The following is a 22,266-nucleotide window of genomic DNA, read 5'->3' as shown; positions in this document are numbered from 1 at the left end:
TCCTGTTCAAAGTGTACTTCCTTTACTTTTACAGGGATCTTACTGCCGGTACGGGTCCTCCTCGTCCTCTTCCCCGTACGCTCCGTATGTTTCTTCCCCGTAGTAGTCGTATTTCGTTCCGTCGTCATACCCGTCATATCCTCCATATCCCGGATTTCCGCTGTCATCGCCGCCATATGGCGGCTCATCATACTCTTCTTTATATCCATCCCGCATATATCCCGGCTCATCATACGTCTGATCCGCATACGGGTCGTCCTCATATGGATCATCCGGATACGGCTGCTGCCCGTATCCGTCATTTCGATAGGACTCCTGCCCATATCCGGTATCATAGAACGGATCATATCCGCCGCCCTGCTGCTGATATCCCTGCGTGAAAGCAGCGTCCTGAGCCATACGCAGATTCTTTTCTTCGTCTTTGATCTCCTCATCTCTCTGGAGCATATACAGCCCCTGCACGATAGAAAACATGATCAGTGTACTGAGCATCGAGCTTCCGCCGTAACTGACAAGAGGAAGCGTCACACCAGTCATCGGGATCAGCTTGATCCCTCCGCCTACTGTCAGGAAGATCTGGACCGCATACGTCGTGCCAAGCCCCACTGCCACAAGACGGTAGAAGCGGTTGGTCAGCTGCATGGAAATATTGACAAACATGACAAAGCAGCTCATGCACACCAAAAGCAGACATATGCCAAAGATACTTCCCAGCTCCTCCGCGATCGCCGAAAACATAAAGTCCTGCTCTACAAACGGGATCGCCTCCGGTGATCCCTGACACAGCCCAGTTCCGAACCATCCTCCCGCACTGATCGCAAACAGCGACTGACAGATCTGGTAGCCGCCTCCCTGATAATCCTGGAAGGGATCCTGCCATGCCTGCACGCGCACCCGGACATGGTTAAACAGAAAATAGGCGCCCACGGCCGCTCCTGACCCGGCAAGTATCCCCGCCAGGGTATAAAACGGATTGCGTGTTGATACAAAGATCATAACAAGATAGGTGGCAAAAAAGATCAGCGCACTTCCGAGGTCCTTTGAAACAACAAGGATCAGCACGTGCAGCGCGGCCAGCCCTGTCGCCACTGCGATCCGTTTAAAATCACGCGCATGGGACAGCAGTCCCGCGATCGCGAACACATAAATGATCTTTACAAACTCGGAGGGCTGGATCGAAAAGCTGCCAAAATTAAAGGAAAGCTTTGCTCCGTAGGTGGACTGTGCCGCGATCGCAACAAGGGCAAGCAGCCCGATACCCACAAGTACATACAGCCAGTATATTTTTGTGATGAAACGCAGCTTGCGTATCAGAACCGGTACAAGCAGCGCCACTACAGAGGCTACGACAGCTATCTTAAACTGTTTGGTGCTCTGACTGTATGAGAGCCGTGTGATCATAATAAATCCGATACTGATCAGCATACACATATTATTGACCAGCAGTCTGGACGCACGCGGATACAGCTTCGTAAACAGCAGGAGAACGGCAGCCAGATAGATCACCTGCGCTCCGTAAAAAATCAGCAGTGTCGTTTCCGCCATCTCCAGATACAGGACCATAAAAGCCACAAAGTGCATAAAAAACATCAGCATATTCTGGCGCAGAAAAAGATACTGTCGCGATTCTTCATCTCTTCTGCTAAATACAGTAAAGCACTGCAACGTATAAAGCGCCATTAAAATAATGATCAGGTATTTTGAAACCTGTATAATCAGATTGGTCATATATTACTCTACTCCCCTTCTGAAATGTCCTCTGGTTCCTTCCAGGTCAGCATCCTCATTCCTTCGTTCTCCCAGCAGAAGCGCTCCATACTCTGCGAGGATCTTTTCTGTCTCCCGGGAACTTTCTATGGTAAAAGAAAGCCTGATATAGTCCGGTGCAAGGCGGGCGATCTCTGTGCGGCAGCCGCCCAGCTGCAGCGGTACAGAATTATAAATCGTATTGCAGCAGATACTGCAGCGGTTCTGCACCGGGAAATAGGCATTTTTGCGGTCGCGCAGGTAAAGGATCTCCGGCATTTTTGTACAGCCCTTTGTATTCTTTACCACACACTGCGCAGACTGCATCAGCGCCTGATATCCATATACCGTAAGCTCCCTGCCTTCTCCTGTAAGTATCCCCAGCTCGCGGAAATTGAGTTCCTGCGAAAAGGCTGTACGGGAGACGCCCTGCTCTTTCAAAAATGCAAGCGCACGGCTGTTGCAGGCATACAGATCAGCATCTGAGGCAATCTCTGTTGACCTGGAAAAATCTCTGGTGATCTCCTGGATATAGGCAAGCTCATCTGCCGTATGTACCAGAAAACCATCCATCAAAGCAAGTACCTGCACAACGGCAGGCTCAGATAAAAGCTTCTGTTCACGAAAACGCAGCACGGGAGGACAGTTGAAAAAGCATCTGCATCCCTTTCCCTGAAGCGCTGTGATCTGTTTTTGAAGCCATGCACAGCTATTTTTTCTCTCCTGTGCATCGCCCAGAAGCATAGAATCCAGATATACTGTATCGATCAGCTGTCCGTCAAAGGCAAGCACAGCACCAAGCTGGCCGCGCGTCATGACAGAAACCGTGAGCCTGCTGTCTGCCGTATCTTTATATTTTGGATTCTTCCGCTTTTCAGATCCTGTTTCGTTCAGAACGGTATCGGCACAGAACGCGGACGGTTTTCTGTAAAACTGCTCCAGCACCGCGTGTTCCAGCGCCTCCATCGCACATCTTCTCAGCTCATTCAGTGCCCGCACAGGTACAAACAGTCCCTCATCCAGACAGATCTCAAGCGTTTCAAATACAAACGGTGTATTTCCCGTCTTGTTCATCTGCCGACGCACCGCAGCTTCATCTGTCGGCACTGTCACAGCTTTTTCGGCAATGTCGCGCGAGCATACCACCTCGATATCTCTGCACCGTAATTTTAGTATAGCAGGTGAATCGCAAAAAATCCTTAACTCACCCTTAATTTTTTCTTTATCGCCGGTGTCAAGAAATTTCTCCCGCAAAGAAGCAAGAAGATTTTCACTCTTCGTCCGATGGAGCGTTCTGCCTTTTTGTATTCCTGCTTTTGTACATGGAAGCAGAAAAGAAGCGCCCTGTCTGACATCGGCTGACAGGGTGATCTCATGGCCGGGAGCCATTTCCAGAACGTCTCTTTTGTAGAGCGGCTCCAGTGCAACCGCCTCTGTCTGTCCGCGAAGGCTTCGGGTGATCCGGGCAGCCTCAGTCCCGAGATGATTCGGACGGTCAAGCGCCATCATTGACCTGCCATTATGGATATGGTAATAACCATCCGAAAATCCGCCCCTGTTATACAGGTCCATAAGCATACGGCGATCCTCCTCATCCACCTGGTATGCGTCTGCCCCATACTGGTAATACCGGTCTATATATTTCCGGTATATGCTGACCGTGCCTGCCGTATATTCCGGACGCTTCATCCTCCCTTCGATTTTCAGAGAAGCGATCCCTGCTTCGATCAGCTCCGGGAGCAGATCAAGCGTACACATATCCTTCATACTGAGCAGATACTGCTGTCTTTCTTTTTTCCTTTTTTCCCCCTGCTCTGATGCAGAGTACAGCAGCCGGCACGGCTGCGCACAGCGTCCCCGATTGCCGCTGCGTCCGCCGATCATACTGCTTAAAAGACACTGCCCGGAATAGCTGTAGCACATCGCACCGTGAATGAATGTCTCCACTTCTACTCCCGTTTCCTGAATGATCGCTTTTATTTCTGAAAGGGAGAGCTCTCTGGCCAAAACGACGCGATGAACCCCCTGTCTTTTTAAAAATCCGGCGCCATAAGAGCTTGTCACCGTCATCTGAGTACTTGCATGCAGTTCCATTTCCGGAAAGTACTGCCGGATCAGACTGAGCACCCCAAGATCCTGCACGATCACTGCATCCAGACCATTTTCATAATATGGCGCAAGATATGGATAGAGCTTTTCCTCAAGCTCCTGCTCTTTCAGAAGCGTATTTACTGTCAGGTAGAGCTTTCTGCCGCGAAGGTGGCAGTAATCCATCCCGCGTTTCAGATGCTCCTCATCTGGATTATCCGCATATGCTCTGGCTCCAAAATGCGCCCCTCCAATATAAACCGCATCTGCGCCGGCGTTCACAGCTGCCTGCAGACTCTCAAAGGAGCCTGCAGGAGCAAGCAATTCGACCATAATACCTCCTTATAAAAAAGTCAGTGGACAAGGGGCATGTCGTCCATTGTGCACTGACGTATATGCAGGCATCTCAGCTTCGATCGCGTCTTCTGAAATCCCCGTGATCTGTTTTATCATCTGCTCGTATTTTTGAGCTGCGTTTCCATCTGAATATTTTCCTTCTGGAGCTGGATATTTTTTTCTTCCAGTGTCTGGACATCCTTCTGTGCATTCTCCAGTCTGATCTGTGCCGTGATCAGGTCGTGCTTGAAATCGTAGATCTCCCGTTCCTTTGCGATCAGCTCCTGCTCCAGCTCCTCGATCTTTTTCTTCATTTTAAAATAGTCGTCTGCCATATTCAGATCAAGCATAATACTTTTGAGGTCCGGTGACAGCCGTGAATAGCCTTCCATATTTTTAAACTCAGAGATCTTTCCGTTGAGATATGATGCAACACGCTGCAGGTATTCCTCGCTCTCATAGCCGCTCAGTGTATAAATCTTTCCTGCGATTATCACTTGTGTTTTATTTTTGGCCGACATAGCTGCCCTACCTTTCCACCTGTGTATTTCTATACATTGATTATAATCTAAAATCAGAGAATTACAATACTTTATTTTGGTAACAGTCTGACCGTGCACAAAGCTGCAAAATCTGAATCCGGACCCGTTTGAACGCTTCGCAAGGATGCCAGACGGTTACTTATTTTGTTCTGCCGAGATGTTCGTATGCAAAGTCTGTCGCCACACGGCCCTTTGGAGTGCGGTTAATAAAGCCGTTTTTGATCAGATACGGCTCATATACATCCTCGATCGTACCCGGATCTTCTCCGATCGCCGCTGCAAGTGTATCGAGTCCGACCGGTCCTCCGCCGAATTTATCCATCATCAGCTCCAGAATCCCCCGGTCGATCCGGTCAAGCCCATAACGGTCCACCTCCAGCAGATCGAGCGCTTCTGCGGCGACAGCAGAGGATATATTTCCATCGTAGCGTACCTGCGCATAATCACGCACGCGCTTTAGCATCCGGTTTGCCAGACGCGGCGTACCTCTGGAGCGGCGCGCGATCTCCAGCGCCCCCCGGCTGTCGATCGCGACATCAAGCACATCGGCAGAACGCAGCACGATCGTCTGGAGCTCTTTTTCTGTATAATATTCCAGGTGGTTGACGACTCCAAAGCGGTCGCGCAGGGGGGCAGAGAGCATACCGGCTCTCGTAGTCGCCCCGATCAGAGTAAACTTTGGCAGATCAAGCCGGATAGAGCGCGCTGCCGCCCCTTTTCCGATCATAATGTCGATCGCGAAATCCTCCATTGCCGGATAGAGCACCTCTTCTACCTGACGGTTCAGACGATGGATCTCGTCGACAAAGAGTACGTCACCCTCCTGAAGGTTATTCAGGATCGCAGCCATCTCCCCCGGCTTTTCAATCGCAGGACCGGATGTGATCTTGATATTGACGTCCATCTCATTTGCCACGATACATGCCAGCGTTGTCTTTCCAAGCCCGGGCGGTCCGTAAAACAGCACATGGTCAAGACAGTCTTTCCTCTGTCTTGCTGCTTCTATAAAAATCTTGAGCGTACTTTTGGCCTTCTCCTGACCGATATATTCATTTAAGAGTTTTGGACGCAGTCCCGGCTCAAGCCGGATATCTTCCTCCGTCGTATCTGTTGCAATCACTCTTTTTGCCATGTCTTCTCCTTAATCTATAAAACCGCCATCTGCTTTAGCGCAAGCTTTAAGATTTCTTCTGTATCCATCGTATCGTCTGCGCCTGACCGGCGCACCGCTTTTAACGCGTCACTGCTTGAATACCCGAGAGCGGTAAGCGCCTGTACTGCCTCTGCCTTTGCATCAGACAGCCCGCTTTTCCCTGCCGCCTGCGCCGTATGCTCCAGTTTTTTCTCAAATGCATCCTCAAGACTCAGCTTGTCCTTTAGCTCAAGGATCAGCTTCTGCGCTGTTTTTGTACCGACGCCAGGTGCTCTGGCTATGGATTTTGCATCATCAGAGAGCACTGCAAAACGCACATCATCAGCCGTCAGCACAGACAGTATGCCCAGTGCGGCCTTTGGCCCGATCCCATTTACATTCAACAGCAGCCGGTACATTTCCAGATCATCCTCTGAAAGAAATCCAAAAAGCTGCATGGCATCCTCTTTTACATTCAGATACGTATAGATCTTGACCTCCTCGCCGCGCCCGGGCATCGCCGCCGCCTCCCGCGAAGAGATAAAAATCTGGTATCCAATATTGTTTACATCCAAAACAAGCCGTGTCTCTGAAACATCAGCTACTATTCCCTTTAAATATGCGATCAAAATCTGACTCCTTATCTATACCTTTGTACACTAACACCTTTTTTGGTGTTATATCTTCTGCATTTTAGCATAGAAAAAGGATAAAATCAATCATACGTTCGATTTTATCCTTTTGGGCTTTTTTCTGTGTCTGTCCGGCTTTTAATATTTCCAGACAGTAAAGAATACATGATCTCCGATCTTTTTATATGGGGAGGACAGTCCCAGCCGCTGGTAGGCAGCCTTTGTCATAAAAAAGATATAGGGGAATGGAACCAGCTTTTTCCCGGTATTCAGATACATCGTCTTTCCGGGAGTATAGTCCTTGTACATCGCAAGCACCTCTGCGGCTGCGCGTTTGGCCGAGTCCGTAATGATCAGCGGATTGGTCAAGGCTCTCTGTAAGCTGCCGTCACGTGCAGGAGTGAACTGTGTCTTTTCATATATGACTTCGCGGATCGTCTTAGACGGGAACAGCGGGCTGTATACCCGGTTCATAATGACCATACCGACTGCAAGCTGCCCTTTGTACGGCTGATTGCCGGACTCACAGTAAATGATCGCGGACAGAAGCGTCTGATCATCTACTACCGGATGCGTATAATAGGTACTCTCCACACTGCAGTGCGGTGCAGGTACGTTGGATGGCTTTCCGCCGTTTGCGGAATTATTTCCCGTATTATTTTCTTCTTCATCCCTGACCTTTTTTGTCCGGGCGCCGTGCTTGTTGACGTAGTATTTACCGACCCACTGGCTGGTCTTCATCACGCCGTTTTTACCGTAATAATAATATTTGTTTCCTGTCTTGATCCACTTTTTCGTCTGCATCTGCCCTTTTTTCAAACCGAAAAAGTAGGTCTTTCCATCGATCACGGTTTTGCCGCGAAGCTGCGCTCCACGCTTGTCAAACCCATAATAATAATTGCCGATCTTGTATTTTCCATCAGTCAAAAGGGCGCCGGACGGACCTGCATAATACAGATCGTCCCCTGACTTGATCCAGGTGCTTTTCAGAAGCGTACCTGTCTTTGTAAAAAAGTACCATTTTCCCTTTTTATGAAGAAAACCGGTGTGACGCACACCTTTGCTATTGACATAATAGTCTCCGACCCAACGGTTTCGCTGAAGCTTTCCCTTTTTATAATACGAGTATGTACCATTGGAGTTTTGCTTCCATTTCGCCTGCGCGCTTACCGGAACACTCAGAAACATCATCAAAAACAGAAGTCCTGCAAGACAAAAACGCTTTCTGTTTTTCCACTGGTTTGCCATATGTTCTCCCTCACTCTTTCTGCATTCGTTCATTATTTTGTAACATACCGTTCATATTATATGATATATATTACAACTTGTCAATTATATATTAAATATGGTAATTTCTTACACGCCCGCGCCCAAAATACTCTGTGGCGGGAAAACCGCCCGCCACAAAAAAGAATATGCATAAAACCTTAAATAATAATGCAGATCAGCCGCCCCCGGGAATCGTTTACGATACGCTTCATTGTCTCCTGAAGCTTGATCTGACTCTCTTCTCCGATGGAGGATAATTTTGTCCGTATACCGTCTTCCACCATCTGATCTACTGACTTTCCGAAAATAAGAGCGTTCCCTTCTCCATTTTCCTGCTCTTTGCTCGCCTTCATATAGGTGATCAGATCCTCTGCCTGGGCTTCGCTGCCAACGATCGGAGCGATCTCTGTCTCAATATCCGCCCGGATCAGATGGATCGACGGCGCACTTGCCCGGATCTTTACACCGTAGCGGCTTCCCTGCCGAATCACAACCGGCTCCTCCATCGAGATTTCTGTCTTTTGCGGCGTGATCACACCGTATCCTGTCTGCTTCACGGCAGACACAGCGGAGGCTACGTTCTCATATTCCTGTTTCAGCCTTGCCATTTCACGCACAATAGAAATGAGCTGGTATTCACTGCGTATGTCTGTACCCGTCATCTCACTCAGGATCTCATAGTACAGAGGCTCCTGCATCGTCACAGACACTTCCGCGCCGCCGCTCGCAAGGTCTACATGCTCAACCTTTGATTTTTTTATGTATTCACTCTCAAGCCTGAAATCTTCCTGGTAAATGTCTCTGACACAGCGAAGCTCCTGCATGGCAGCCCGGACCGTCTGGAACAGCTCCCGCTTCAGCCAGTGGTCGTTTTCGAGCGTCTCTGTCCACTTCGGGACCTGAAATACAACGCGGGTAAGCGGAAATTCCAGCAGAAACTGTTCAAATACTTTCTGGATATCTCCCTGCCCCATCTGTTCACAGTTCATGGTCAGACAGGAAACCCCGTACGTATTCCTGATAAATTCTGCCGCACTCTTTGCCTCTTCTCCGTATGGCTTTGCTGAATTGACGATCACGAGAAACGGTTTTCCCAGTCTGGACAGCTGTGTGATCGCCTCTTTTTCTGCTTCCAGAAAACTGCTCCGTGGAAGATCTCCGAAGCTTCCGTCTGTCGTCATTACAATGCCGATCGTGGCATGATCCGTGATCACCTTCTGCGTGCCGATCCGCGCCGCCTCGGAAAATGGAAGCTCCTCTTCCTGCCACGGAGTTTTTACCATTCTTGGCATACCATTTTCCTCCGCTCCTTCTGCGCCGGGCACAAGAAAACCGACACAGTCTACCAGCCGCACCTGCATCACGGTGCCGTCTCCGATCTCGATCTGCGCCGCACGTCTCGGGATAAACTTTGGCTCTACAGTAGTAACGGTCTTCCCGGAAGCGCTTGCCGGCATCTCATCCTTTGTCCTGTCGCGCTCCTGCGCAGAAAGCTCCGGAAGCACAAGCTGTTCTACAAATTTTCTCACAAAGGTCGATTTCCCTGTCCGCACAGGGCCTACGATTCCCACATAGATTTCTCCGCCCGTCCTCATCTGAATGTCTTTGTATAAATTAAATTTTTCCATCAAAAGACCCCCTGCATCTACTGGTAAAAATATATGCAGGGGGCGTATCGGTTATGCTAAGAACAAATTTATTTTTTTTTCTGAGAAGACTCTTCCTCCATCGGGATGAACATCAGCGCAAATACAACTGCCAGCAAAATACACAGAAACAGCACCGACTGTTCCTGATACGTCTGCGTGACCTGCATGCTGCAGATCGCTCCGAGGATAAAGACGCAGATAATACCATAATATTGCAGGCTTCTCCTGCGTGCCCGCTCGTCTTTGTTGACGCTGGAGTAAAACAGGAGCTCTGTGGCGGAACGAAGATTTCCGGTACACATCGTTGTGGCAAAACCGTTTCCTTCAAATGTCCGAAAGCTTTCTACCTGCATGGAGCAGACGAAAGACACTGCAATATTTACAAAATCATCATACTTTCCGGACGGCACGAAAGCGATCGTGCACAGCACGAGAAACTCCAGACCGATCACGATCTGTCTCCAGTGAAAATGATGGGTTCGTCTGTAATGGACCTTCACAAATTCTGTCACAAGGATTCCGAGCATAAACGCAAAGATCGGAAGTGCATACATCCCTACCTGCGCCCACTCTCTTTTCGATGCATGGATCGCGAGCAGAACGATATTTCCTGTCTGCGCATTTGCAAATACGCCTCCGCGGCACACATACGTATACACGTCGAGAAAACCGCCGACAAAAGCAAGTATGATGGCCACCGTATAGGATTCTGAAGCCTTCTTTTGAAGCTGGTTCATAGCCTTCTCCTTACCTGGCAAAAAACGTTCCGGGCTCACCCTTTTTTGCTGTCAAGATACGCTTTTCTGCCTTCTTCATAAAGATTTCTGCCCTCACAGTCAATGATAACAACAAGAGGCATCTCTTCTACATAAAGTCTGCGAAGCGCCTCCGCGCCAAGATCCTCATACGCGATCAGCTCAGCCTTTTTTATACATTTTGCAAGCAGTGCGCCCGCCCCGCCGATTGCTCCGAAATACACGCCATGATATTTCTTCATTGCCTCTACGACTTCCGGAAGACGCGCGCCTTTTCCGATCATGCCGCGCGCGCCTGCTGACATCATCGTCGGCGCATACGCATCCATGCGCCCGCTTGTTGTCGGACCCGCAGAGCCGATCACAGCTCCTGGCTTTGCCGGGGTAGGCCCTACATAATAGATGGTCGCATCTGTCGGATCAAACGGGAGAGCCTCACCCCTTGCGAGCGCTTCACACATCCGCTTATGGCCCGCATCTCTGGACGTATAGATCGTTCCGGTCAGATAGACTGTATCTCCTGCGCGGAGCGTTTTTGCAAGCGCTTCTGTTAAGGGAAGGGTAATATGCTTTTCCATCTCAGATCACCTCCGTTTTATGACGCGTCACGTGGCAGTTAATATTGATCGCACACGGCATTCCGGCGATATGAGTTGGAAGCGTCTCAATATTAAGTCCGAGCGCTGTAGTTTTTCCTCCAAAGCCCTGAGGGCCAATGCCAAGCGCATTAATCTTCTCCAGCATTTCTTTCTCGAGATCTGCATAGAACGGATCCGGGTTACTGGAATCGACCGGACGCATCAGCGCCTTCTTTGCAAGAAGCGCCGCTTTGTCAAAAGTACCTCCGATACCGATGCCTACCACCATAGGAGGGCACGGATTAGGTCCTGCCGCTTCGACAGTTTCAAGAATGAAATCCTTGATCCCCTGCAGCCCGGCAGACGGCTTGAACATGCGGATCGCACTCATATTTTCGCTGCCAAAGCCCTTTGGGCCGACTGTGATCCTGATCTGTTCTCCAGGTACGATCTCCGTATAGAGCATTGCCGGCGCGTTATCGCCTGTGTTCCCGCGGCGCACCGGATCTCTGACAACAGACTTCCGCAGATACCCTTTGTCATATCCGCGGCGCACCCCCTCGTCCACAGCATCTGCCAGATTGCCTCCCGTAATATGTACATCCTGGCCGATCTCCAGAAATACGCATGCCATGCCGGTATCCTGGCAGATCGGCACCTGCTCTTCTCCTGCGATCTCAAAGTTAGTAATAATCTTATCAAGCACACCCTGCGCGATCTCCCAGTCCTCGCATGCGCGACAGTTCCTGATCGCACACTGTACGTCTTCCGGCAGATACTGGTTTGCTTCAATGCACAGACGCTCGACTGTGTCTGTGATCTGCTGTGCCTGTATTTCACGCATCATAAACCACCTCCATTGTTTTTCTGCCTGCCTCCGGTTTTACCGCTCATGTCTTGCATACCTGGGAAGCAGCAGCGGGGATACATCGCCGGTATCAAGCCCTGCTTCTGAAAGCTCCCTGGCATACGCTTGCACATGATCGAGATTTGCCTTTCCAAGCGATACGTTCTTCGCCTTTTTTGCGGCAGCTTTTCCGGCATTGCGTCCAAATACAATAATATCAAGAAGAGAATTTCCCATCAGACGATTTCTTCCGTGAATGCCGCCGACTGCCTCTCCCGCCACGAGAAGATTATCAATGACTTTTGTAAAGCCGTCCCCGCCGATCTCCAGGCCTCCGTTTTGGTAATGCAGCGTCGGATAAACCAGGATCGGAAGCTTTCGCATATCAATACCGTAATTCATATACATGCGCAGCATTGCCGGGATCCGCTTTTCAATCGTTCCTGCCCCGCCAAGCTCCTCGATCATCGGGGTATCGAGCCATACGCCGCTTCCGATCGGAGTTGTGACTCCCTTCCCTCTCTCCGAGCATTCCCGGATAATCGATGCAGCCGCCACATCACGTGTCTCCAGCGGATGCATAAACGCTTCTCCATCCTTATTAACGAGCATCGCACCGAGGGAGCGTACCTTCTCTGTCACGAGCGCACCAAAGATCTGCGATGGATACGCTACGCCAGTCGGATGATACTGGATGGTATCCTGATACAAAAGCGGCGCTCCGGCACGGTAGCCCAGGATCAGTCCGTCTGCCGTCGCCCCATAATGATTGGAGGTCGGGAACCCCTGATAATGCATACGTCCGGCTCCTCCTGTCGCGATCACGACGGTCTTTGCGCGCGCGACAAGGTAGTCATCTGTTTCCATATTTAAAAGGACGGCACCTGCGACCTGCCCTTTTTCATCCTTTAGAAGCTCGACTGCAGAGGTGAACTCTGCGACAGGGATCTTCCTGTTTAATACCTCATCCCGCAGGGTCCGCATGATCTCTGCGCCGGAGTAATCCTTGCATGCATGCATTCTCTTTCTGGATGTGCCTCCGCCGTGCGTCGTCACCATCCGTCCATTTTCGTCCTTGTCAAACATCACGCCAAGGCGGTTCAGCCACTGGATCGCATCCGGCGCCTCCATGACGAGTCTCCTAAGAAGCTCCGGCCGGGCTGCAAAATGCCCGCCGCCAAAGGCGTCAAGATAGTGCTGTACCGGAGAATCATTCTCCTTGTCTGCGGCCTGGATACCGCCCTCTGCCATCATTGTATTTGCGTCTCCGATGCGAAGCTTTGTGACGATCATCACATCTGCCCCTGCCTCATGCGCCTCGATCGCCGCTGAGGCGCCTGCACCGCCGCCGCCGATGACCAGCACATCTACATCATAGTCCACTTTATTCAAATCTATCTTTTCTGCCAGCAGGCGGCTGTTGGAATGCAGCAGATGCACAAGCTCTGCCGGAGCCTTCTGTCCCTTATTCGGCCCTATTTTGATCTCCTCAAACGCGTCCTCTCTATAGTCAGGATGAAATGCTTTCAGAAGGACATCCTTTTCTTCCGCCGTCATCCGCCTTGGCTCCATCCCCATCCGGGATGCTCTGGTTGCCTCCACCTTTTTCACGGATTCCATCATTTCCGGTGTAAACATGAATCTCCCTCCTTATTTTTCAATCTCTCTTGTATTATACAGTTCCTGCATCTCTTCTATCGGTTTTTGCATGATCTTTTCAATCAGCTCGTCATACGCTCCGCTGTGGATCTCATCGACACGCTGTGTCAGATGCTTCGATTCCGGGGCAATATATTTGCCGGTCAGCCTTCTTGCGAGCAGCCCGACCATCGGATGAGAAATACCCGCCGGACAGCGCACAGAGCAGCAGCCGCAGCCAACGCAGTCAAATGACTCCTCCGCGCATTTTTCCAGCTCTCCGCGCTGCGCATATGCAATATACTGCATTACATTTAACTCCTGCGTGCAGGCTTTCGTACAGGCATTGCAGCCGATACAGCTGTAGATCTCCGGGTAAAGCTCCATCATCACCTGCTGGTTTGGACGCAGGTCTTCCATATCGTACGTGCGCTTATCCGTTGGAAAAAACGGGATACTGGCAACATACATACCCTCCTCTACCTGTGTCTGACAGGCAAGACAGGTCTTCAGCTCATTTTTCCCCTTAATACGGTAAATTGTCGCACATGCACCGCAAAAACCGTGGCGGCAGCCGCAGCCCCGCTTTAATGTATAGCCTGCGTACTCCATAGCTGTCATGATCGTAAGGTCAGCCGGAACGCTGTATTTTTTACCGAAAAAATATACATTTACCATTTTCTCCATGTCAGTATTTCCTTTCCACATTTATGTAAGCCCGAGCACTGCTCATTGCTGATCAATATTCATTCGGCATTTCATCAATTTCATCGCACCGGAATACCGGACCGTCCTTGCATACGTATTTGGATCCGATATTGCAGCGCCCGCATTTGCCGACTCCGCATTTCATGCGCAGCTCCAGGGTCGTATAGACCTGCTCTTTTGAAAAACCAAGCTCCTGCAGTCCGGCAAGTACAAATTTGATCATAATCGGCGGTCCGCATACAAGCGCTGTTTTATTTACATCGAAGCCAAGCTCCTTTACATAATCCGGAACAAAGCCGACATGTCCGTCCCAGCCCTCCTGCGGGCGATCGATCGTCAGGTAGACATCGACGCCTTCCGCTTTCATCCAGACCTCACGGATCTCTTTTAGCTGAACGAGATCATCGGCAGAACGGGATCCGTAGACAATATCCACCTTCCCATAATCGCCCCTGTTATCAAGGACATAATTGATCACTGAGCGCAGCGGCGCAAGTCCGATACCGCCCGCGATAAACAAAAGATTTTTTCCTTTTAATTCTTTCTCAACCGGAAAATGATTGCCGTATGGCCCACGCACGGTGATCTGATCCCCGACGGAAAGGCTGTGCAGATAATCGGTCAGCATCCCGCACTTTTTGATACTGAACTCCTGATACGCCTCATTGGTCGGAGAAGAGGTGATGGAGAACATCCCCTCACTGATCCCCGGTGCGCACAGCATCGCGCATTGCCCGGGCATGTGTTCAAAAAGCTTACCGCCCTGCGGCGCATTGACACGGAAGGTCTTTACATCCGGCGTCTCTTCCCGGATATCTGTGATCACGCCTACCTTCGGGATCAGAGTGTCCAGCGTATAATTTTTATGACAGGAGCATGTATCCTTTCTGTCAGTATTTCCTGTATGTTGCGTTATCCCGCTCATGGCTGCTCACCTCCTGTGTGTTTGCTCTTTGAAGCTTCGGCAAAGGTTTTGATAACCTTTACGATATGAAGCGCTGACGGACACTTTTCCACACACCGCCCGCAGCCGACACAGGAATATATCCCGTCATTATTTGCCGGAAAATATACAAGCTTATGCATGAATCTCTGGCGGAACCGCTGCATCTGGCTGGTACGGTTGTTGCCATGCGCCATCATCGTAAAATCAGAATACATACAGGAATCCCAGCAGCGGTACCGCTGCACTCCGTGTCCGGTATCATAGTCCTTAATATCATAGCACTGGCACGTCGGACAGACAAAGGTACAGGTACCGCATGCCAGACATGGCTTATAAAGCTCCTCCCAGAGCGGAGAATCAAATGCCTCCTCCAGTGCACCGCCGCCCCAGCCTTCCAGGGAAAGATGCGAATACGGAAGCTTTTCGACGATTGCGCGGATGGAGTTTTTTTCTGACTCCACCGGTTCTTCCTGCGCCTGTGCAAGCAGGTCTTTTACTGCTTCGGTCAGCGCTTCTCCTTTTTGAGTAAGCGGCTTCCAGTAAAGTGTTTCCCCGATGCTCCACGACGCTACATCTCCGGCGGGAGCCGCACAGTCGATATCGAATACGTTGCAAAAGCACGTCTCTTCCGGCTCATGGCATGCAAGCGACACAATCGTGGCGTGCGCTCTTCTTGCCTCATAAAACGTATCCACCGGATCGGCCAGAAAGACCTGATCCAGTATCTCAAAGCCTCTGACATCACAGGCTTTTACTCCAAAAAGGACAAATTCCTGCTCCTGCAGCGCTTCCGGATCGACCGAAAGATTTTTGCCGTCACGCCTGCAGGTATACAGCGTCTCACTCTGAGGAAAAAATGCATCCTTGGGAGATTTTACTGTTTTCAGTGTATCGAGTGATACGCTGCCCCCCTCATCCCATACTCCAAAATTTACCTGACCGCCATTTTCCAGCGGCAGATACAACTCCTTACCGGCGGCAATCCTGCGGAATAATGCCGGCAGATCTTTTTTTGCTATCTTGTACATCCATTATCCCCTTTCTGCCACGATGCCCGGCTCCACATCCTCAAATACATAGCTAGTCAGCGGCCCCCTCGGCTCCAGATCAGCTCCGGCCTGGTATTCACCGTAAAATTCATTGATATCCTTGATAAATTTCCGGTTAAACAGGTGGAGCGGGATCCCCTGCGGACATACTCTGCTGCATTCGCCGCAGTCGGTACATCTTCCCGCCACATGGAACGCACGGATGATATGAAACATTTTTTCTTCAAACGGATCCGCGTTTGCTTTCTGCGCACTGTCAAACTGGCTGCTGTCAAATACACATTTGCGGCAGCTGCACGCCGGACAGACATTGCGGCACGCATTGCAGCGGATACACCGGCTAAGTTCCTTCTGAAAAAATGCAAACCGTTCCCCGGGAGTCATCGCCTCGATCTCCTTGACCTGTGCAAACCGGTCACGGTCCTTCGTATCTCTGGACTCCCCGATCAGCTCGTCAAAGATCATATGCTCCTTCCCCTTGCAGACATGGCAGCGTTCCAGCATGACATCTGCATAAGCGCAGGTTCTTTCTCCGTAAAGCGTCTGGATCGTCAGTGTATCCGCATCATCTGTCCGCTCTGCGCCCTGGATACTCTGAATGCCTTTTATGCCCTGTGCTTTTATTTTTTCGATATCCAGCTTTCCCTTACAGCCCACACCGATGATATATGCTTTTTCACGGTCCACACGGTGTTCCTTCATAAGCTGCCGGAAGCTGTAGGTATCACACGGCTTCAGGCAGACGAGCGTTTTTCCGTCCAGCTTAGAAGCCTCGATCATATATTTACTCAGGTTCGCCCCGCAAAATCCGTTGTAGACGAATTCCTCCAGATCCTCTTCCTTTTCAAAGTACGCAGGCTGTGGAGCATACGGCAGCTCTCCCGCCTTCCAGCCGAGCACGCGCGCGACAGTTCCATCAGCGAGGAGTTCTTTTGCGCGGTTCACCACCTGAGTCTGCGTCGTCTGCTGCTGTGCAGTCATTAAATGGATTTCGCGTTCTGCCTGACTCATCGTTTTTACACATTCTGGCATCTCAAATCCTCCAATCTCACGTTCTTGCCGAGGGAACGGATCTTCTCCACAAACTCGTTCATCGTTGCCGAAAACTTCACGCCCTCCGCAGCCGAGACCCACTCCACACGTGTGCGCCCGCTCTCCACGCCGATAAAATCAAGCATGGAAAATAAAAGAGTCATACGGCGTCTCGCATAAAAGTTTCCCGTCGTGTAGTGACAGTCCCCCGGATGGCAGCCGCAGATGATCACTCCGTCTGCCCCCTTCTCAAACGCCCGCAGGATAAACATCGGGTTTACGCGGCAGGAGCATGGCACACGGATGATCTTTACATCTGCCGGATAAGACAGACGGCTGCTCCCTGCCAGATCAGCGCCTGCATAGCTGCACCAGTTGCAGCAAAAAGCGACGATCTTCGGTCTGAATTCTTCTTTTGCTTCTATCGACATAATGCATCTACCTCCGCCAGAATCTGTCTGTTTGAAAATCCCTGCAGGTCCATAGCGCCGGATGGGCACGTAACGGTACATGCTCCGCAGCCCTGGCACAGCGCGTCATTGACAACCGCAATGCGGCGCACCTCCCGGATCCCATGATCATTGACCTGTCTGTCCTCATAGGAGATCGCACCGTACGGACAGACATTCGCGCACTGGGAACAGCCGTTGCACAAAAGCTCATCCGAATGAGCCGTACACGGATTCGTCAGCAGCTTATCCTTTGCCAGAAGTCCGATCGCCTTGACTGCAGCCGCACCTGCCTGAGATACCGTCTCTGGAATATCCTTCGGTCCCTGGCATACTCCGGAGAGAAAGATCCCTGCTGTCGGAGACTCGACCGGCCGCAGCTTCGCATGTGCCTCTGTCAGAAAATTATTCGTATCAATGCTTGCTGTAAGCATTGTCGCGATTTTACGGACATCCGGATCAGGCTCGATCGCCGCCGCCAGCACGACCATATCGGCCTCTTTCAGGATCTGTCTGTTGTCAATCAGATCCACTCCCTGTACAAGGAGTCTGCCATCCGGCTGAGGGATCACCTTGCCGACCTGTCCCTTGATATAATTTACACCATACTCCTCCACAGCGCGTCTGTAGAATTCATCGAAATTTTTCCCCGGCGTGCGGACATCAATATAAAATACCGTTACATTTACATCCGGGTACTTGTCGCGGATCAGCATCGCGTGCTTTGCCGTATACATACAGCAGATCTTCGAGCAGTAGCTCTTTCCCCTGTTGTCTGCGCAGCGGCTTCCGACACACTGGATAAAGACGATCTCTTTGGGCGCTTTTCCGTCTGAGAGGCGCTCCAGATGTCCCTTCGTCGGACCTGCGGCGTTCATGATACGCTCCAGCTCTAACGATGTGACTACGTCTTTGCTCTGGCTGTACGCATACTCATCATAATCATCCAGCCGGATCATATCAAAGCCGGTCGCCACCACGATCGCACCGTATTTTTGCGTGATGATCTCATCCTTTTGTTCATAATCGATCGCACCTGCCTGACAGACCTTCGCACAGACACCGCATTTTCCAGTCTGAAATTTGATACAGTGCTCCCGGTCGATAACCGGGACATTCGGTATCGCCTGTGCAAACGGCGTATAAATCGCGCTCCTCGTACTCAGTCCGCGGTTAAACTCGCTCGGCGTCTTTTTACTTGGACATTTTTCCTGACAGACGCCGCAGCCTGTGCACTTGTTCATATCAACGCTGCGTGCCTTTTTACGGATATCTACGGTAAAGTCACCTACGAAGCCCGTCACCTTTTCTACTTCGCTGTATGTATAGATCGTGATCCGCTCATGCGCATTTGCCTCCACCATTTTCGGAGTCAGGATGCAGGCGGAACAGTCAAGCGTCGGGAAGGTTTTGTCAAGCTGTGACATCCGTCCTCCAATGCTCGGCGTTTTCTCTACAATATCTACCTCATATCCTGCATCTGCGATATCAAGCGCTGTCTGTATTCCCGCAATGCCGCCTCCGATCACAAGCGCACGCTTCGTCACCCGGCTTTCTCCCGGCCGAAGAGGCGTATTGAGATTTACTTTTGCCACGGCAGCTCTCATCAGGAGCACTGCCTTTTTTGTGGCCTCCTCCATATCCTTATGGATCCATGAACAATGCTCACGGATATTTGCGATCTCGACCATATACGGGTTCAGCCCGGCGCGCTGTGCCGCTGTACGGAATGTCGTCTCATGCATGCGCGGAGAACAGGAACACACAACAATCCCTGTCAGCTGCTTTTCCCGTATCGCTTCCTGGATCCTCGCCTGCCCCGCCTCAGAACACATATACTGGTAATCTTCAGCATGGACCACTCCCGGCTCCATAAGCGCCATCTCTGCTACCTTTTTTACGTCTACCGTGGCTGCGATATTGCTGCCGCAGTGACAGACGAATACACCTACTCTTTGCACCTGTCCTACCTCCTGTATCTTCGGAATGCGCTCACAAGAAGCTGCTGTGGGATCTCGGGATCGAGCAGCTGCGCCATCTCATCCGGAGAAAGATAATCTCCGCCCTTTTTCCGGACTACAAGCTGTCTGGCTGCATCGATCAGCTTTCCAGGCTTTACATCACGCGGGCAGCGCTCTATACATGCAAAGCACGACAGACATTTCCACAGAGATTTCGAATGTACCAGCGCTTCTATATCTTCATTTATCACGTAGGAGACAAACTGGTGCGGCTTAATATCCATCTCATTGTACGATGGACAGGATGCAGAGCATTTTCCGCACTTCATACATTTAAGAGGATTCACACCGCTGATCTCTTTTATCTGCTCTGCCTGTTTTTTCTGTGCTGTCACAGTGATGTCACCTCCCCGTCTTCTTCCCGGCTGTTACCACACGCTTCGCATACGCCGAGCGCGCGTGCCAGAAGCTCAGTGAAATAATACACCGGAAGTCCTCCCGTCTGACTTTTATTCAGATTGTACATGCACAGCGGACACGCCGTGATCAGCATATCTGCGCCGAACCCGGAGGCGCTTTTATGGATCTTGTCGCACATGCCTTTTGCCAGTTCTGCCTCCTTCAGTGACACATACCCGCCGCAGCATTCATTGCGATATGGGTAAAGCACCGGCTCCGCTCCGATCGCGCGGATAAAATCCTCCATGATCCTTGGATTCTCCGGATTATCAAATTCCAGTATCCGGCCCGGACGCAGAAGCAGACAGCCATAGTATGCACCGATCCGTTTTCCTGTAAATGGATGTACTACCTTTTCCTTCAGCCTGTCAAATCCTACACGGTCGCGAAGCACTTCAAGGAAATGAAGCACGGTCGTCTCTCCTGCATATGGCTCTTCAAGCGCCATATAGTTGTTCGCCCTTGTCCGGATATCCTCTACGTTTTTCATATCATCATTTACACGTTTGATCACATGGTGGCAGGCAGAACACAGCGTCACCAAATCCTGCCCCTTCTCTTTTGCTGCATTCAGGGCGCGCACAGAAGAAAGCTTTGTAGCAATCTCATCGCTGCCCAGCGGATACACACCGCCGCAGCACTGCCATTCACTGATCTCTTCCAGTTCAAATCCAAGAGCTAAAGCAGAAGCTCTGGCATAATCGTCCAGAGCTTTCGCTTTATTTCTCAGAGTACAACCGGGATAATAGCTGTACTTCATATTTTTCGTCCTTTCTTATAACCGGATGTACCGGATACGATTATAATTCGATCTGAGCGATGACTGCCTTCAGCGCATCTGCACTTGCCTGCAGCCTGTCATGCTCTTCTTTTGTAATACGCATCGGGATCTTGCCCTGTACCCCGTTCGGTCCGATCAGAGCCAGAGTGCTAAGACATACGTCCTCGATCCCATATTCGCCATGCATCATAGAAGATACTGTGGCGATCGATTCAGAAGAGGCTACCAGAGATGCGCACAGATTGCACACGGATGTAGAGACTGCGTAGAAGGTCGCACCCTTATTTGCGATCACCTGTCCGCCTGACTTGTGCACGTACTCTTCCATTGCCTGCTTGTCGAGTTCTTCAATATCCTTTCCATGCGCTTTCATGATCTTGTAGTATTCATCTACGCTTACACCTGAAATATATGCTCCTGACCACGGCACAAATGAGGTATCGCCATGCTCGCCAAATACATACGCATGAATATTCTTCTGTGCAACCTTAAAATGCTCAGACAGTCCATATTTCAGACGTGCCGTATCAAGCACTGTACCAGAACCAATGATCTGATTTTCCGGCAGTCCGGAAATCTTAGTAAATACATAGGTCAGAATATCAACCGGATTGCTGACGATGATGTAAAGCGCATTCGGCGCTGCCTTTACAATTTCCGGTGTGATCGATTTAAGGATATTGACATTTGTCTGCGTCAGCTCGATCCTGGTCTGTCCCGGTCTTCTGGCAATCCCGGATGTGATGATTACGATATCGGAATCCTTCGCATCCTCATACTCTCCGGCTACGATCGAAATCGGATCACGGAAACAGGTTCCCTGCTCAATATCCATAACTTCGCCCGCTACTTTTTCTTTGTTAATGTCGATCAAAACGATCTCTGATGCGAAATCCTCATGAGATAATGTGTATGCAATAGTTGCACCTACGCTGCCCGCTCCGATAATTGTAATTTTGCTGCTCATACGTTTCTCCTTTTTTATTGTTATTTTTTTAACGAGTTCTTCCCAAAAAAATGAAATCCTACACTATTCAGATTTCATTTTCTGTAGTATATCATATTGACAAAGTTTTAACAACTGTTTTTTATTATTTTTTCGATTTAATTAATTTCCGTCTGCAAATAAAAACACGGTCCTCATCTGCTCCTCAGCAGAGAAAGACCGTGCAGCGTACAGACTCATTTGCGGAATGTCATCTGTACTATCTTCAGCGCCTCAGGTTTGCGGAGTCCGAACTGCGCCAAAGAACAAGGAGGTATTTGTGTAGGTCATTGCCCCGAGATAACATTCCTTTTTTCTGTGGATCCGCTTCCCCATCGCGGATTGATGCGGTCCTGCGACCGTGTGGAGTGTTTGGCTTTACCGGAAGCTCATCTCTCATATCAAGCAGGTTTCCTGACTCACAGCTTAAACGCCTGCTCCTCCTTCTCGCGCTCTAACGGGTACGCAATGGATATACGGAGTCTGCTCGCTGCATACAGTGACCGGACCGTTCAGGCCTCTCACCTGATTCCCTCTTCAGAAGCTTCCTTTCCGGAAGATCTTCTGCACTTGACATGGCAATTTCTAAATTACACAAATAAACTATAGCACTTCTTTTCTGCCCCGTCAACTACAAATATATCCCCTTTTTCCTCCCGCTTTTACAGTTTTCCGAAATTTTCC

General features: G+C 50.2%; 20 protein-coding genes and 1 riboswitch. All 20 genes read right to left on the bottom strand.

All coding sequences use genetic code 11. The features are described from left to right. Positions 1-39: 39 nt before the first annotated feature. Positions 40-1,728 (bottom strand): FtsW/RodA/SpoVE family cell cycle protein, encoded by a 1,689-nt coding sequence (locus tag QOX44_RS14085; RefSeq protein WP_283683942.1) that lies wholly within the window; start codon positions 1,726-1,728, stop codon positions 40-42. 3 nt (positions 1,729-1,731) lie between these two features. Beyond that, positions 1,732-4,167, bottom strand: coding sequence for a peptidase U32 family protein (locus QOX44_RS14080; RefSeq protein WP_283683940.1), 2,436 nt, complete (start codon positions 4,165-4,167; stop codon positions 1,732-1,734). A gap of 116 nt (positions 4,168-4,283) precedes the next feature. Then, a complete protein-coding gene (locus QOX44_RS14075) occupies positions 4,284-4,691 on the bottom strand; it encodes a cell division protein ZapA (protein ID WP_283683938.1) in 408 nt (135 codons plus the stop codon). 160 nt (positions 4,692-4,851) lie between these two features. Continuing rightward, entirely contained in the window at positions 4,852-5,844 is a 993-nt protein-coding gene (ruvB, locus tag QOX44_RS14070; RefSeq protein ID WP_283683936.1) for a Holliday junction branch migration DNA helicase RuvB, read from the bottom strand. A gap of 14 nt (positions 5,845-5,858) precedes the next feature. Continuing rightward, the gene (gene ruvA, locus QOX44_RS14065; protein ID WP_283683934.1) at positions 5,859-6,473 is read right to left on the bottom strand and encodes a Holliday junction branch migration protein RuvA; all 615 of its coding nucleotides are present in this window, start codon (positions 6,471-6,473) and stop codon (positions 5,859-5,861) included. Between the two features lie 141 nt (positions 6,474-6,614). Then, complete coding sequence (locus tag QOX44_RS14060) at positions 6,615-7,724, bottom strand: cell wall hydrolase (RefSeq protein WP_283683932.1); 1,110 nt, start codon at positions 7,722-7,724, stop codon at positions 6,615-6,617. A gap of 179 nt (positions 7,725-7,903) precedes the next feature. After that, positions 7,904-9,373: a stage IV sporulation protein A gene (gene spoIVA, locus QOX44_RS14055; protein WP_283683930.1), complete on the bottom strand. Its 1,470-nt coding sequence runs from the start codon at positions 9,371-9,373 to the stop codon at positions 7,904-7,906. A 68-nt stretch (positions 9,374-9,441) separates the two neighbouring features. Next, on the bottom strand, positions 9,442-10,131 hold the full coding sequence (locus QOX44_RS14050) for a YoaK family protein (RefSeq protein WP_283683929.1): 690 nt from the start codon (positions 10,129-10,131) through the stop codon (positions 9,442-9,444). Positions 10,132-10,166: 35 nt separating this feature from the next. After that, entirely contained in the window at positions 10,167-10,727 is a 561-nt protein-coding gene (locus tag QOX44_RS14045; protein ID WP_283683927.1) for a Fe-S-containing hydro-lyase, read from the bottom strand. A gap of 1 nt (position 10,728) precedes the next feature. Next, positions 10,729-11,571: a fumarate hydratase gene (locus tag QOX44_RS14040; protein WP_283683975.1), complete on the bottom strand. Its 843-nt coding sequence runs from the start codon at positions 11,569-11,571 to the stop codon at positions 10,729-10,731. Positions 11,572-11,610: 39 nt separating this feature from the next. After that, positions 11,611-13,212 (bottom strand): FAD-dependent oxidoreductase, encoded by a 1,602-nt coding sequence (locus tag QOX44_RS14035; protein ID WP_283683925.1) that lies wholly within the window; start codon positions 13,210-13,212, stop codon positions 11,611-11,613. Between the two features lie 12 nt (positions 13,213-13,224). Then, positions 13,225-13,899 (bottom strand): 2Fe-2S iron-sulfur cluster-binding protein, encoded by a 675-nt coding sequence (locus tag QOX44_RS14030; RefSeq protein WP_283683923.1) that lies wholly within the window; start codon positions 13,897-13,899, stop codon positions 13,225-13,227. Between the two features lie 52 nt (positions 13,900-13,951). Next, positions 13,952-14,845 (bottom strand): FAD/NAD(P)-binding protein, encoded by an 894-nt coding sequence (locus QOX44_RS14025; RefSeq protein ID WP_283683922.1) that lies wholly within the window; start codon positions 14,843-14,845, stop codon positions 13,952-13,954. Continuing rightward, the gene (locus QOX44_RS14020; protein ID WP_283683920.1) at positions 14,842-15,894 is read right to left on the bottom strand and encodes a 4Fe-4S dicluster domain-containing protein; all 1,053 of its coding nucleotides are present in this window, start codon (positions 15,892-15,894) and stop codon (positions 14,842-14,844) included. Before QOX44_RS14020 ends, QOX44_RS14025 begins: the two co-directional genes overlap by 4 nt. A gap of 3 nt (positions 15,895-15,897) precedes the next feature. Next, positions 15,898-16,896, bottom strand: a complete 999-nt coding sequence (locus tag QOX44_RS14015; RefSeq protein WP_283683973.1) for a 4Fe-4S dicluster domain-containing protein — start codon at positions 16,894-16,896, stop codon at positions 15,898-15,900. A gap of 35 nt (positions 16,897-16,931) precedes the next feature. Further along, the gene (locus QOX44_RS14010; RefSeq protein ID WP_283683919.1) at positions 16,932-17,378 is read right to left on the bottom strand and encodes a hydrogenase iron-sulfur subunit; all 447 of its coding nucleotides are present in this window, start codon (positions 17,376-17,378) and stop codon (positions 16,932-16,934) included. Next, complete coding sequence (locus QOX44_RS14005; protein WP_283683917.1) at positions 17,369-19,357, bottom strand: CoB--CoM heterodisulfide reductase iron-sulfur subunit A family protein; 1,989 nt, start codon at positions 19,355-19,357, stop codon at positions 17,369-17,371. The genes QOX44_RS14010 and QOX44_RS14005 overlap by 10 nt, the downstream gene beginning before the upstream one ends. 5 nt (positions 19,358-19,362) lie before the next feature. Continuing rightward, on the bottom strand, positions 19,363-19,752 hold the full coding sequence (locus tag QOX44_RS14000; RefSeq protein ID WP_283683915.1) for a 4Fe-4S dicluster domain-containing protein: 390 nt from the start codon (positions 19,750-19,752) through the stop codon (positions 19,363-19,365). Then, positions 19,749-20,576: a CoB--CoM heterodisulfide reductase iron-sulfur subunit B family protein gene (locus QOX44_RS13995; RefSeq protein ID WP_283683913.1), complete on the bottom strand. Its 828-nt coding sequence runs from the start codon at positions 20,574-20,576 to the stop codon at positions 19,749-19,751. The genes QOX44_RS14000 and QOX44_RS13995 overlap by 4 nt, the downstream gene beginning before the upstream one ends. A gap of 40 nt (positions 20,577-20,616) precedes the next feature. Further along, positions 20,617-21,564 (bottom strand): L-lactate dehydrogenase, encoded by a 948-nt coding sequence (locus QOX44_RS13990; protein ID WP_283683912.1) that lies wholly within the window; start codon positions 21,562-21,564, stop codon positions 20,617-20,619. Between the two features lie 405 nt (positions 21,565-21,969). Beyond that, positions 21,970-22,171: riboswitch (cobalamin riboswitch) on the bottom strand. Between the last annotated feature and the right edge of the window lie 95 nt (positions 22,172-22,266).

Origin of the sequence: Parablautia sp. Marseille-Q6255, from assembly GCF_951230155.1 — a bacterium.
In the GTDB taxonomy this organism is placed as follows: Bacteria; Bacillota; Clostridia; order Lachnospirales; family Lachnospiraceae; genus Choladousia.
This window is presented reverse-complemented; position numbering and strand designations above follow the sequence as displayed.